The organism is Geojedonia litorea (genome assembly GCF_042654525.1).
In the GTDB taxonomy this organism is placed as follows: Bacteria; Bacteroidota; Bacteroidia; order Flavobacteriales; family Flavobacteriaceae; genus Geojedonia; species Geojedonia litorea.
In genome coordinates this window covers 15,609-28,497 of sequence record NZ_JBHSGP010000004.1, presented here as the reverse complement: position 1 = coordinate 28,497, position 12,889 = coordinate 15,609, and the positions used below count along the sequence as shown (strand labels likewise).

Sequence of the window (12,889 nt, the reverse complement as noted above, 5' to 3'; positions counted from 1 at the left end):
CTATCTAATAAATACAAGTTCGGACTCACTAGACATGGGCTCACTATATCCATATCCTTCATAATTAAAGGCTTTAACGTCGTCTAAAGTTTCGGCGTGTGTATCAATAATAAAACGAGTCATGTACCCTCGAGCCAGTTTAGCATAAGTCATAATTGACTTATATTCCCCATTTTTAAAATCTTTAAACGTTGCTGTAACCACGGGAGCCTTAAGCGCTTTTGTATCTATGGCTTTAAAATATTCATTACTGGCCAGATTCAAAAATAGCTCACCATCCTGCAGTTCATCATTAAGTGCTTGAGTGATTTGTTTCTGCCAGAACTCATACAAGTTTTTATTTTTTCCAACTGGGAATTTAGTCCCCATTTCTAAACGATAGGGTTGTACTAAATCCAAAGGTTTTAAAATGCCATAAAGTCCGGAAATAATACGAACTGTATCTTGAAGCTTGTCTAGTTTTTTTACATCAATAGTATAAGCATCTATTCCTCGGTACACATCACCACTAAAAGCATAAATAGCCTGACGGGCATTATCCTTTGTAAATGGTAATGACCATTCTTGGTTACGCTCATAATTGAGTTGCCCCAAATTGCTAGAAATACCCATAAGCTTTGACAAACTTCTGGCCGATTTTTTCTTCAGTAATTTATTAAGACGTTCAGCCTCATTTAAAAAACAAGCTTCTGAAGATTTTGCTGTTGGCAACTTGCTTTCATAATCCAAAGACTTGGCTGGTGACAATACTAGTTTCATACTTTTTTATAATATCTAAATGACTATTTCTTGATTACTCAAAAGTACAACTACCTAGGTAAAATGTCAAGATTGAGATTTTATATTTTCTATAGCTACATTGGAAAAATTAATCCAATTCCAAGTCTTGGTGCTTGGCATAGTGACGCCATTTTTCGATGCAGTCTTGCATATCCTGCGGAATTTCAGATGTAAAACTTAAAAATTTTCCTGTTTTAGGATGTTTAAAGCCTAGTGTTTTAGCATGTAAGGCTTGACGAGGTAATATCTTGAAACAATTGTCAACAAACTGCTTATATTTTGAAAATGTCGTGCCTTTTAAAATGCGTTCACCACCGTAGCGCTCATCGTTAAAGAGGGTATGCCCTATATGCTTCATGTGCACCCTAATCTGGTGCGTTCGGCCAGTCTCTAACTTACATGAAACCAAGGTGACATAACCCAAGCGTTCTAAAACTGTGTAATGGGTAACGGCTGGTTTGCCTTTATAGGCGTCATCACCTTCAAAAACCGTATTTTGCAATCTGTTTTTAGGGTGCCTTCCAATATTGCCTTCTACTGTTCCTTGGTCTTCTTCAACATTGCCCCAAACTATCGCAACATACTCGCGCTCGCTTGTCTTATCAAAGAATTGCTTGGACAAATGGGTCATTGCCTCTTCGGTTTTTGCCACCACAAGAAGTCCGCTCGTGTCCTTATCAATTCTATGTACTAATCCAGGCCTGTTACTAGAATTGTTGGGTAAGTTATCAAAATGATAGGTCAATGCATTTATTAAAGTCCCTGAATAATTACCGTGTCCTGGATGAACAACCATTCCTGCCTCTTTATTGACCACTAAAAGTTCGTCATCTTCATAAACGATATCCAACGGAATATTTTCAGGCGTCAATAAATACTCATACGGCGGATGCTCAAAAAGAACTCGAATCTGATCAAATGGCTTTACTTTGTAATTGGATTTTACAGGGCTATCATTGACATAAATACTGCCGTTTTTTGCTGCAGCTTGAATTTTATTGCGCGTAGCATTTTCAATAAAATTCATTAAATATTTATCAATGCGCAACGGTTGTTGTCCTTTTTCAGCAGTAAAGGCATAATGCTCATAGAGCTCATCGTCATTATCATCAACAGGAAGAGAGGTTTCGGTCATGGGTTCAGCTTTAATTTCTATTACCGTTACCCAAAACCAAATCGATTTTAGATGTAATAGGAAGCATATCGCCTTCCTCTAATGTTTTTCCTTCAAATTTCATAGCTAATACTTCGTCCTTACCAATATCATTGCTATAAGTGATACTTCCCACTTCAAAGCCCAGCGCTTCTAAAGTTGGTTTAGCCTGACGAAACGTACGCCTCACAATATTGGGTACTGCGACTTTTCTATAACCAGAAGGATTAAGTATAAGATATATTTTTCGGTCTTCCTTAACTTTTGCTCCTGCCAAAGGATATTGTTCAATCACCGAAAATTTTGGATATTTTGGATTGTAATTGGCCGAATCTTGAATTTCCATACGCAAATCGGCATCATCTAATTCAATTTCAACAACTTCTAGTGTTTTCCCTTTTAAGTCTGGTACTACAACAAAATCACCATGATTGGTAGAGACTTTGAGCCATTGCATCATAAGGAAACTTATAATAACGATAGCTACAAACGCTATAACAATTTGCTTTAAAAATACTTTACTGCTAAGAAATTTTACTAGGCTCATGAATAAAATGTTCAATTAGGCAAATATATAAAAACACAAGCGTTTTTTGTTTTGCTTTATATGCGTATTTTAGCTTAACTAATAATACCTACGTTTTATTGTTCGTTTTAGTTTACCAAGGCGTTTAAATAATACTAACATGTTTCTGATTAAAATAGTATGAAAAAGAATATAGCCATCATTATGGGTGGATATTCCAGTGAATATGAAATATCCCTAAAAAGTGGTCAGGTAGTTTTTGAAACATTGAATCCAGAGCGCTATGCGGCGTTCAGAATTCATATATTCAAAAATAAATGGGTTTACGTTGATACTGAAAATAATGAATTCCCGATTGACAGAAATGATTTCTCGGTTACCATTGGTACCAAAAAAATAAATTTTGATTGTGTGTTTAATGCTATTCATGGTACGCCAGGTGAAGATGGCTTTATGCAAGGTTATCTGGATTTGCTCAACATACCGCACACAAGTTGTGGCATGTATCAGGCGGCATTGACTTTTAACAAACGGGATTGTTTGAGTACGCTTAAACCCTATGGGATCAAAACTGCCGCTTCATATTACATCAATCAAGGTGATCTTGTGGATGAAGATAATATTGTTTCAAAAGTGGGCTTGCCATGTTTTGTAAAAGCCAATCGTGCAGGAAGTAGTTTTGGAGTTACAAAAGTGTACAAAAAAGAAGACATCAAACAGGCTCTTGATATTGCCTTTAAAGAAGATGATGAAGTCATTATTGAATCCTTTTTAGATGGCACCGAAGTCTCTGTTGGTGTGATTACCTACAAAGGTGAGGTCAAAGCTCTGCCCATAACCGAAATTGTAAGCAATAATGATTTTTTTGATTATAAGGCCAAATATTTAGGAGAATCACAAGAGATTACACCTGCTCGTTTAACTAGAGAACAGGAAGAAAAAGTTAATAAAGTGGCTAAACAAGTTTATGAAGTTTTGCGAATGAAAGGTTTTAGCCGAAGTGAATACATTTTTAAAGATGGCGAACCGCATTTGTTAGAAGTCAATACAGTACCCGGATTGACCAAAGCCAGTATTTTACCTCAACAAGCAGCTGCGGCAGGCATTAGTTTATCCGAATTATTTGAAAATGCCATTGAAGAAGCTTTGGTGAATGATTAGTAAAAATAATATTAGTTATATTTGATTTGTATTAACTCTAATTAGATTTCCACTTTCACGGAACACAACTATGAAACGTGCACTTTTCCCAGGCTCATTTGACCCTATCACACTAGGGCATTACGATATTATCAAACGAGGCATAAAGCTTTTTGATGAAGTTGTGGTAGCTATAGGTATCAATTCTGAAAAGAGTTACATGTTTTCTTTGAAAGAACGTCAACAATTTATTGAAGACGCTTTTAAAGACGAGCCTAAAGTAAAAGTTGTGACCTATGAAGGCTTAACCATAGATTTTTGCAAAGCAATTAATGCTCAATTCATTCTTCGTGGGTTACGGAATCCTGCCGATTTTGAGTTTGAAAAAGCCATTGCGCATACCAACAGAAAACTCTCAAAAATAGAAACCGTATTTTTACTAACCGCTGCACAAACTTCTTATATTTCTTCGTCTATTGTAAGGGATGTTATCAGGAATAATGGGGATTTTTCAGTTTTGGTACCAGAGAGCGTAACCGTTAAATAAGCTTCCTTTCCAAACACAAAAAAGCATCAACACTTGTCGTTTTTAAACACACAACGAATTGACGCTTTTCTAAAAAATTGATTAATAGCACTACTAATATAAAACATAATCAAGGCTTTATACTGTTTTTTTCGATTAAATGTCATTAAATGATGATGAAAAGTAAGCCTTTGATAATTTTAAGAATTTTAAAACTTAAGGTGCGGAAATTGCCGCATTAAATCCTTCTTTTTTTGCTCTAAATTTTGAAGAAATTCTTGGTGTGCTTCAGAATTTGGATGAAAAGGCCTATGTTGCATTCCTTTTTGAATACCATCTATCTGATCCATAGTTACTGACGCTTCATTTGCTATCCAAACCTTCTTAAATTGTCCCCATATAAAATCAACTGCAGTTTGATTGGGATGTATCATATCTTCAGAATAGAATCTATAGTCTCGAAGTTGATCCATCATAATCTCATACGATGGAAAATAATGTGTATTCTGTCTTGGTTCGACCAGCTGATGAATGGCAGCGATTAAATGTGACTTACTTTGAGTGTTTTCTATAAATCCATCCTTTAAATGTCTAACTGGCGAAACCGTAAAAACAAGTGTTGCTTTAGGGTTAATACTTCTAATCAAACTTACAGTTCCTTGAAGTGATTCCGACACCTCATCGACAGTTAAAAGTTCTTTTACGAATTTCTTCTGCGGAATTTTATGACAATTAGCTACAACAATGTCTGTTTCAATATACCTATAAACCCAAGAAGTTCCCAAAGTGAATATGATATGTGTGGCATCATGAATTTGTTGACTTGTTGATTTGACGTACTTATTTAGAGAATTCAATAATTCGTCTTTTGAGGTACTACTCAACCTAGAATGTGTCTCGAAACTATGCCACTGTTCATTGTGAAAAAAGATATCGCTTTCAGAATATACTTTTTTATTAATGGCAGCGGTTATTAAATTTTCAATTGCCAAAGGGTGGAATAGAATCCCGAATGGATTTAATTCATTCTGAAACTTGAAATAATCCAGCTTTTGCCCAATATGTTCGGCAAAACAAGAACCGAATAGGCAAATTTTAGAATGATAATCAATTTGATTAAAAGTTTGAGGCTGGAGCGGTATTTCGGTTTGCAGTTTCAAGGCTTACGCTATATAATCCTTCACTTTGTCTAAAGCCTCTTGAATCCCATCAGGATTTTTCCCGCCGGCAGTTGCAAAAAATGCTTGGCCACCGCCACCGCCTTGAATATATTTACCAAGATCTCTTACAATTTGACCAGCATTCAATCCCTTACTTTCTACCAACTCTTTGGATATGTAGCATGACAGTAGCGCTTTACCGTCAGATGAAGCTGCAAATAGTAAGAATAGATTATCAAATTGACTTCCTAACTCAAAGCAAAGGTCTTTAATTCCAGAAGCATCCAAATCCAATTCTTTAGCCAAAAATTTTATACCATTTATATCTTGCAATTCAGCTTTTAAATCGCCTTTGATATTTTTTGCTTTGTCTTTCAACAAACTTTCGATCTGCTTTTTAAGATTGGCATTTTCTTCTTGTAAACTTTGAAGTGCTTTTACAGGTTCTTTGCTATTGTTCAATAGATCTTTCATTTCAAAAAACTGCCTGTTATTTTCAACATAAAAATCCTTAACAGCATCATTGGTAATCGCTTCAATACGTCTTATCCCTGCTGCAACTGCACCTTCCGACACAATTTTGAAATGCCAAATATCGGCTGTGTTTTTAACATGAGTGCCACCGCAAAGTTCAATAGACTTTCCAAATCGTACAGCGCGTACAGTATCCCCATATTTTTCGCCAAACAAGGCCATAGCGCCCTCATTAAGGGCTTCGTCCATTGGAATATTGCGCTTTTCAATTAGTGGAAGTTTTCCATCGATACGGGCATTGACAAAATTTTCAACATCCCTTAATTCTTCAACCGTCAATTTTGAGAAATGTGAAAAATCAAAACGCAAATATTTTGAATGTACCGCACTCCCCTTTTGCTCAACATGATCTCCCAAAACTTCTCTTAATGCCTGATGTAATAGATGTGTAGCTGTATGGTTACATTCGGTTCTGTATCGCTGTTTTGCATCTACCACTGCTTTGTGGCTTTCTGTAAGATGTTCAGGCAAGCTTTTAGCGAAATGTATAATTACGTTGTTCTCCTTTTTTGTATCAACAATATAAACCACATCACCATGTACATCCTCAAGATAACCCTTATCACCAACTTGTCCCCCGCCTTCAGGATAAAAAGGAGTTAAATTAAAGACTAATTGGTACATTTCCCCATCTTTTTTTGAGGTTACTTTTCTATATCGCGTAATCTTAACATTGGCTTCCAAAGCATCATATCCAATAAACTCTTGATCGGCATCGTCAATTAAAACAGTCCAATCTCCTGTGCTCATTTCACTAGCTGCCCGCGATCTGTTTTTCTGTTTTTGAAGTTCTTCATTAAAGCCTTTTTCATCAAGACTTAATCCTTTTTCATGAAGAATTAAAGCTGTTAAGTCGATTGGAAAACCGTAAGTATCATATAGCTCAAATGCTTTTTCACCTGAAACCATTGTTCCTTTTGTGCTTTTAACGATGCCATCAAGGATTATCAACCCTTGATCGAGCGTTCGTAAAAATGAAGCTTCTTCTTCTTTGATTACATTTTCAATCAGGTGTTTTTGTGATTTTAATTCTGGGAAAGCTGTTCCCATTTTTTCGCTCAACACATCAACTAATCTATAAATAAATGGCTGTTTTTGATCTAAAAACGTGAACCCATAACGAATAGCACGGCGTAAAATTCGGCGTATTACATACCCCGCACCAGTGTTACTAGGTAACTGTCCATCAGCAATTGAAAAGGCCACTGCGCGAACATGGTCGGCGATAACGCGAATAGCCACGTCAACCTTTTCGTTTTTACGATAATTGCTTTGTGCAATGGTTTCAATCTCTCTAATTATGGGTGTAAAAACATCGGTATCATAATTTGATTGAACACCTTGCAATACCATACATAAGCGCTCAAACCCCATACCAGTATCGATGTGTTTGTTTGGCAAAACTTCTAATGACCCGTTGGCTTTTCGGTTGTATTGCATAAATACAAGGTTCCAAATCTCAACAACTTGAGGATGGTCTTTGTTCACCAAATCTTTGCCAGGTACTTTTGCTTTTTCTTCTGCTGAACGAATATCGACATGAATTTCACTACATGGTCCACATGGCCCTTGGTCGCCCATTTCCCAAAAATTATCCTTCTTGTTCCCCATTAAAATGCGATCTTCAGGAACAAACTGCTTCCAAAGCTCAAAAGCCTCACTATCCATGGCCAATTGGTCATCTTCATTGCCTTCAAAAACGGTAACATAAAGAATGTCTTTATCTATACCATAAACTTCTGTTAACAATTCCCAAGCCCAGGCAATGGCTTCTTTTTTGAAATAATCGCCAAAACTCCAATTGCCCAACATTTCAAAGAGTGTGTGATGATAAGTATCATAGCCCACTTCTTCCAAATCATTATGCTTGCCCGAAACGCGTAAGCACTTTTGTGTATCGGCAATCCTGCTGTTTTTTGGTTGACCATTTCCTAGAAAGTACTCCTTAAACGGAGCCATACCAGAATTCACAAACATAAGTGTTGGATCATCTTTTAATACCATTGGTGCAGATGGTACAATACTATGAGCTTTATCCTTAAAAAAGTTTAAAAATTTAGAGCGGACTTCTTGAGACTTCATGTATAAGTTTTCTTGTCTTTTTGTTAAAAAATGATTAATTGCAAAACAATTTTTATCTTTACTCCCCATCGTTCATAAAATATGATTTTTGAGAGCGACTTACTGATAAAAAACCATATCCAAAACTATAGAAATACTATTTTTGTTGGTTTGGACGTTTGACAACTAGTTCAACAGACATCATAAGTGTCTATTATAACTGCAAAAATAGTATAAATTGCGACATGAGTAAGGTAAAATATTATTACGATTCTGACACGCTTTCCTATCGTAAGATTGAACGCAAGAAAGGAACCACCATTACTTATGCAGCCGTTTTTTTATTAGCCTCTGCTCTTTTCGGATTTTTATTTGTGTTTATTGCCAGTCAATTTGTGCAATCCCCTAAAGAACGTGCTTTAGCTAGAGAGCTTCAAAATATGCAGCTGCAATATAAATTACTGAACAAACGAGTTAATGATGCCTTTGCTGCACTTGAAAATGTAGAAGAGCGCGACAACGGTATTTATCGATTATACTTTGAAGCCAACCCTATCCCAGAAGAACAGCGTCGTGCCGGTTTTGGAGGGATTAACAGATATAGTAAGTTTGAAGGCTATGACAATTCCAAACTTATTATAGAAAGCAACAAACGTTTGGATGTATTGCAAAAAGCAATTGTTGTTCAATCGAGGTCTCTAGATGAAATCGCTTTGCTAGCTGCTGATAAAGAAAAATTTCTTGCTTCAATTCCAGCAATTCAACCTGTAAATAATGAAAACCTAACCCGAATGGCTTCAGGTTTTGGGTACCGAACCGATCCTTTTACTAAAGTTCGTAAATTTCACTATGGTATGGACTTTACAGCCCCTAGAGGTACGCCTGTTTACGCTACAGGTGATGGTGTTGTCACTAGAGCCGATAACCGCGCTACAGGTTATGGAAATCATATTAGAATAGATCATGGTTATGGTTACGAATCCTTGTATGCCCATTTATATAAGTATAATGTGAGGGACAATCAACGCGTAAAACGTGGTGACCTTATTGGTTTTATAGGAAGTACCGGTCGCTCTGAGGCGCCACATTTACACTATGAAATTTTCAAAGATGGTGAGCGTATTAACCCTATTAACTTCTACTACGGTAATTTATCAGCTGAAGAATTCAGCAAGCTTCTAGAAAAAGCACAACTTGAAAACCAATCATTAGATTAATACTATGTACATCCAACTTCCTGAAAAACGATATTATGGCATTGGCGAAGTCGCCAAAGCTTTTAATGTAAACACCTCTTTAATTAGGTTTTGGGAAAAAGAGTTTGATATTTTAAAACCTAAAAAAAATGCCAAGGGCAATAGAAAATTTACGCCCGAGGACATTAAACACCTTAAATTTATTTACCACTTGGTAAAAGAGCGCGGCTTTACTTTAGAAGGTGCTAAAACTCACCTTAAAGAAGAGCGCAAACAATCCTTAAATAATTTCGAAATTATTAACAAGTTAGAGAATGTTAAGGCCCAATTAATTAAAATTAAAACCCAACTGTAACATTCTGTTATATCACATTACTAATAACATAGAAGCAATTAGCTTCAACATTTATAACTAACTCAAAATTCTTATACTATGAAAAAATGGTTAATACCCGTAATTGTCATCGCAGTTATCGCGTTTGGTATCTATAATTGGGCCGTAGGATTTAATAATACAGCAGTTGAACTTAATGAAAATGTAAGTGAAGCATGGGGTAATGTTCAAACCTCATATCAGCGACGAAATGACCTCATTGGTAATTTGGTTAGAACCGTACAAGGTGCTGCCGATTTTGAAAAAAGCACTTTAGAAGCAGTTGTCAAAGCAAGATCTGAAGCCACAAAACCTGAGATTAATATTAATAATCTTGATGAATTAACTCCTGAAAAATTACAACAATTCAATAGTGCTCAAAGTGGATTAAGCAATGCCCTTTCAAGATTACTATTAGTGATTGAAAGATACCCTGATTTAAAAGCTAACCAAAACTTTTTAAAATTACAGGACGAATTAACCAGTACTGAAAATACGATTCAAACGGCGAGAACGCGCTATAACGAGGCTATCAACCCCTATAACAATCATGTGAAGAAATTCCCAAACTCAATGCTTGCTGGTTTATTTGATTTTGAAGGTAAACCGTATTTTGATGCAGAAGCTGGTGCAGAAGAACCTGTTGATGTTGAGTTCGATTTTAATTAAAGCCCATGTCAAAAATTGAAGATTTTTTAAGTGCAGAAGAAGAACAAGAAATCATTGCCGCTATTCGTGAAGCAGAGCTGCTAACTTCTGGTGAAATCAGAATTCACATTGAAAGAACTTCAAAAACTGATGCTTTTGATCGTGCCATGGAACTTTTCCATTTCTTAAAAATGGATAATACCAAGCTTCAAAATGGCGTATTGATTTATGTAGCCGTTGAAGATAAAACCTTTGTTATTTACGGAGACAAGGGAATTAATGACGTTGTTGGAACTGAATTTTGGAACAGCACTAAAGATATTATGCAAGTTCATTTTAAGAAAGGCGAATTCAAACAAGGACTTATAGAAGGTGTTAAAAAAGCAGGCGAGCAATTGCAAAAACATTTTCCATGGCAACATGGAGACGAAAACGAACTCCCAAATTCAATTTCAAAAGGGTGATGCAACAATTAAAGCACATATATTTTGCTGTACTCCTCTTTTTTGGTGTAGGTATACAAACTTTAACGTATGCCCAATTTAATGTTCCTCCTATTCCCGAGAAACAAACCAGTGTATATGACTATATTGATTTACTAACTCCAAATCAGAAAACTAATCTTGAACAAAAACTTATTCGGTATTCAGACACTACTTCAACCCAAATAGTCGTAGCTATAATCAGTACGACCAAAGGTGAAAATATAGGTTTGCTGGCTCCTAAGTGGGCCCATAAATGGGGTGTAGGTCAGGCTAAAGAAGATAATGGCGTATTTATTTTATTAGCCAAAGATGATCGTAATATTTGGATATCGCCAGGTTATGGTGTTGAAGACCGGCTTACAGCGGGCATAGTTGGAGAACTGGTACGAAATGTTATTATCCCAGAGTTTAAGCGTGGTGATTATTACACTGGTTTAGACAAGGGTAGTGATGCTATATTTGAAATTTTAACAGGAAGCTATCAAAGTACGCGAAAAGTAGCAAGAAACAATGGTTTTCCATTTGGACTTGTAGTAATTTTAATCTTCATTTTTATAGTTATTCTCATTTCCATTTCAAAAAACAGACGTGGTGGCGGTCGTGGCGGCAATCGCGGTAACCGATCTGAAGGTATCGATATTTTGGAAGCCATCATCTTAAGTAATTTAGGTCGTGGCAGTTTTGGCCGTTCTAGTGGTGGCTTTGGAGGCGGCAGTTTTGGAGGCGGCGGCGGATTTGGCGGAGGCTTTGGAGGCGGTGGTTTTTCAGGTGGTGGCGCTGGTGGTAGTTGGTAACTGAATACTGATTATCCAAAAAAATATTGCATCCACCACTAATAAAAAATGACAGCTATACTGTATTGAGCACTATCATACCACTTAAAATCAAGTATTCCTCATTTGGTAGTAGATAGCACTAAAAGATAAGCGCCTTGCCTATTTCTTTCTCATATACACACTCACAGGAACACCATGAAAATCGAACTGCTCACGCAATTTATTCTCTAGAAAGCGTTTGTAAGGCTCCTTAACGTATTGAGGTAAATTACAGAAAAATGCAAATTGCGGTTGCGGTGTTGGCAATTGCATAATGTATTTTATTTTAACATATTTCCCTTTATTGGCCGGTGGTGGATTGTGCTCTATAATTGGCAATAACACTTCATTTAACACACTGGTTTTAATGCGTTTGGTTCGATTGTTATATACCTCAACTGCAGTTTCAATAGCCTTATAAATACGTTGTTTATTCAATACCGAAACAAACACAATGGGAACATCAGTAAAAGGCTCCAACTCCTTACGTATTGCGGTTTCAAATTCTTTAGTCGTCTTAGTATCTTTTTCAACCAAGTCCCATTTATTTACAAGAATCACAATTCCTTTTCTATTGCGTTCGGCTAACCAGAAAATATTTTGCACCTGTCCATCAAAACTTCGAGTTGCATCATGAACCAACAAACACACATCACAATGTTCAATAGCGCGAATACTTCGCATGACGGAATAAAACTCTAAATCTTCCTTTACTTTAGCTTTACGTCTTATTCCTGCCGTATCAACGAGGTTAAATTCAAACCCAAAACGATTATATTTGGTATCAATAGCATCTCGAGTGGTTCCAGCGATATCAGTAACGATATAGCGATCCTCCCCTATTAGCGCATTAATAAATGAAGATTTACCAGCGTTAGGCCGACCTACAACTGCAAAGCGAGGCAATTCTGCTTCTTCTACCTCTTCTTTTTCGGGTAAGGCTTTTATAAGCGCATCTAACAAATCTCCAGTACCACTACCATTAATACTGGCTATGGTGTAATATTCACCAAGGCCTAAACTGTAAAATTCAACCGCATCTTCGGCACGTTTAGCATTATCTACTTTATTCACTGCTAAAAACACAGGCTTATCCACTTTACGAAGTAATTTTGCCACATCTTCATCCATGCCAGTGACTCCAGACTCAACGTCTACCATAAATACGATGACATCAGCTTCATCAATAGCCAATTCAACCTGCTTATCAATTTCGGCTTCAAAAACATCATCACTTCCCTTCACATAGCCTCCTGTATCAATAAGTGTAAAGTCTCTACCATTCCAATCACTTTTACCATAGTGTCGATCTCTGGTAACACCACTAACGGCATCAACAATAGCTTCTCTTCGTTTTATTAAACGGTTAAAAAACGTTGATTTTCCAACATTTGGGCGTCCTACAATGGCAACAATGCTACTCATCTTAAATAAATTTTGCTGCAAAGATAATGATATGCTTATGATTTCGTTATCTTTTACAAAGATTCAA

13 protein-coding genes are annotated in these 12,889 nt (G+C 36.4%); 7 read left to right on the top strand and 6 right to left on the bottom strand.

Annotated features, from left to right (window positions below; genetic code table 11):
• From yaaA to ACFO5O_RS00125, 3 genes are all read right to left on the bottom strand, one after another.
• The gene (yaaA, locus tag ACFO5O_RS00135) at positions 1–759 is read right to left on the bottom strand and encodes a peroxide stress protein YaaA (protein WP_387959751.1); all 759 of its coding nucleotides are present in this window, start codon (positions 757–759) and stop codon (positions 1–3) included.
• Between the two features lie 109 nt (positions 760–868).
• Positions 869–1,915, bottom strand: coding sequence for an RluA family pseudouridine synthase (locus tag ACFO5O_RS00130; RefSeq protein ID WP_387959749.1), 1,047 nt, complete (start codon positions 1,913–1,915; stop codon positions 869–871).
• A gap of 10 nt (positions 1,916–1,925) precedes the next feature.
• Complete coding sequence (locus ACFO5O_RS00125) at positions 1,926–2,480, bottom strand: PASTA domain-containing protein (protein WP_387959747.1); 555 nt, start codon at positions 2,478–2,480, stop codon at positions 1,926–1,928.
• Positions 2,481–2,639: 159 nt separating this feature from the next.
• Here ACFO5O_RS00125 and ACFO5O_RS00120 point away from each other — a divergent pair, with 159 nt between their 5' ends.
• Together ACFO5O_RS00120 and coaD are read left to right on the top strand one after the other, a co-directional pair.
• Positions 2,640–3,620, top strand: coding sequence for a D-alanine--D-alanine ligase (locus tag ACFO5O_RS00120; RefSeq protein ID WP_387959745.1), 981 nt, complete (start codon positions 2,640–2,642; stop codon positions 3,618–3,620).
• Positions 3,621–3,690: 70 nt separating this feature from the next.
• Positions 3,691–4,146 (top strand): pantetheine-phosphate adenylyltransferase, encoded by a 456-nt coding sequence (coaD, locus tag ACFO5O_RS00115; protein WP_387959743.1) that lies wholly within the window; start codon positions 3,691–3,693, stop codon positions 4,144–4,146.
• Between the two features lie 188 nt (positions 4,147–4,334).
• Here the strand turns inward: coaD and ACFO5O_RS00110 are convergent, their stop codons facing one another.
• Entirely contained in the window at positions 4,335–5,285 is a 951-nt protein-coding gene (locus tag ACFO5O_RS00110; protein ID WP_387959741.1) for a GSCFA domain-containing protein, read from the bottom strand.
• 3 nt (positions 5,286–5,288) lie between these two features.
• On the bottom strand, positions 5,289–7,901 hold the full coding sequence (gene alaS / locus ACFO5O_RS00105) for an alanine--tRNA ligase (RefSeq protein ID WP_387959739.1): 2,613 nt from the start codon (positions 7,899–7,901) through the stop codon (positions 5,289–5,291).
• A 224-nt stretch (positions 7,902–8,125) separates the two neighbouring features.
• On the opposite strand from alaS, the gene ACFO5O_RS00100 reads away from it, so the two are divergent.
• From ACFO5O_RS00100 to ACFO5O_RS00080, 5 genes are all read left to right on the top strand, one after another.
• Positions 8,126–9,097, top strand: a complete 972-nt coding sequence (locus tag ACFO5O_RS00100; RefSeq protein WP_387959737.1) for a M23 family metallopeptidase — start codon at positions 8,126–8,128, stop codon at positions 9,095–9,097.
• A 4-nt stretch (positions 9,098–9,101) separates the two neighbouring features.
• A complete protein-coding gene (locus ACFO5O_RS00095) occupies positions 9,102–9,431 on the top strand; it encodes a MerR family transcriptional regulator (RefSeq protein ID WP_387959735.1) in 330 nt (109 codons plus the stop codon).
• Positions 9,432–9,509: 78 nt separating this feature from the next.
• Entirely contained in the window at positions 9,510–10,118 is a 609-nt protein-coding gene (locus ACFO5O_RS00090) for a LemA family protein (protein ID WP_387959733.1), read from the top strand.
• 5 nt (positions 10,119–10,123) lie between these two features.
• Positions 10,124–10,561 (top strand): TPM domain-containing protein, encoded by a 438-nt coding sequence (locus ACFO5O_RS00085; protein WP_387959731.1) that lies wholly within the window; start codon positions 10,124–10,126, stop codon positions 10,559–10,561.
• Entirely contained in the window at positions 10,510–11,376 is an 867-nt protein-coding gene (locus ACFO5O_RS00080) for a TPM domain-containing protein (protein WP_387959729.1), read from the top strand. The genes ACFO5O_RS00085 and ACFO5O_RS00080 overlap by 52 nt, the downstream gene beginning before the upstream one ends.
• Before the next feature lie 141 nt (positions 11,377–11,517).
• On the opposite strand, the gene der is transcribed toward ACFO5O_RS00080, so the two are convergent.
• Positions 11,518–12,822 carry a ribosome biogenesis GTPase Der gene (gene der, locus ACFO5O_RS00075; RefSeq protein WP_387959727.1) on the bottom strand — a complete coding sequence of 435 codons (1,305 nt, stop codon included), beginning with the start codon at positions 12,820–12,822 and terminating at the stop codon, positions 11,518–11,520.
• Positions 12,823–12,889 lie beyond the last annotated feature (67 nt).

What these genes read in the sequence shown, in the direction of transcription:
- yaaA (WP_387959751.1), bottom strand. Translation starts at nt 759, where the DNA reads ATGAAACTAGTATTGTCACCAGCCAAGTCTTTGGATTATGAAAGCAAG.
- ACFO5O_RS00130 (WP_387959749.1), bottom strand. Translation starts at nt 1,915, where the DNA reads ATGACCGAAACCTCTCTTCCTGTTGATGATAATGACGATGAGCTCTAT.
- ACFO5O_RS00125 (WP_387959747.1), bottom strand. Translation starts at nt 2,480, where the DNA reads ATGAGCCTAGTAAAATTTCTTAGCAGTAAAGTATTTTTAAAGCAAATT.
- ACFO5O_RS00120 (WP_387959745.1), top strand. Translation starts at nt 2,640, where the DNA reads ATGAAAAAGAATATAGCCATCATTATGGGTGGATATTCCAGTGAATAT.
- coaD (WP_387959743.1), top strand. Translation starts at nt 3,691, where the DNA reads ATGAAACGTGCACTTTTCCCAGGCTCATTTGACCCTATCACACTAGGG.
- alaS (WP_387959739.1), bottom strand. Translation starts at nt 7,901, where the DNA reads ATGAAGTCTCAAGAAGTCCGCTCTAAATTTTTAAACTTTTTTAAGGAT.
- ACFO5O_RS00100 (WP_387959737.1), top strand. Translation starts at nt 8,126, where the DNA reads ATGAGTAAGGTAAAATATTATTACGATTCTGACACGCTTTCCTATCGT.
- ACFO5O_RS00095 (WP_387959735.1), top strand. Translation starts at nt 9,102, where the DNA reads ATGTACATCCAACTTCCTGAAAAACGATATTATGGCATTGGCGAAGTC.
- ACFO5O_RS00090 (WP_387959733.1), top strand. Translation starts at nt 9,510, where the DNA reads ATGAAAAAATGGTTAATACCCGTAATTGTCATCGCAGTTATCGCGTTT.
- ACFO5O_RS00085 (WP_387959731.1), top strand. Translation starts at nt 10,124, where the DNA reads ATGTCAAAAATTGAAGATTTTTTAAGTGCAGAAGAAGAACAAGAAATC.
- ACFO5O_RS00080 (WP_387959729.1), top strand. Translation starts at nt 10,510, where the DNA reads ATGGCAACATGGAGACGAAAACGAACTCCCAAATTCAATTTCAAAAGG.
- der (WP_387959727.1), bottom strand. Translation starts at nt 12,822, where the DNA reads ATGAGTAGCATTGTTGCCATTGTAGGACGCCCAAATGTTGGAAAATCA.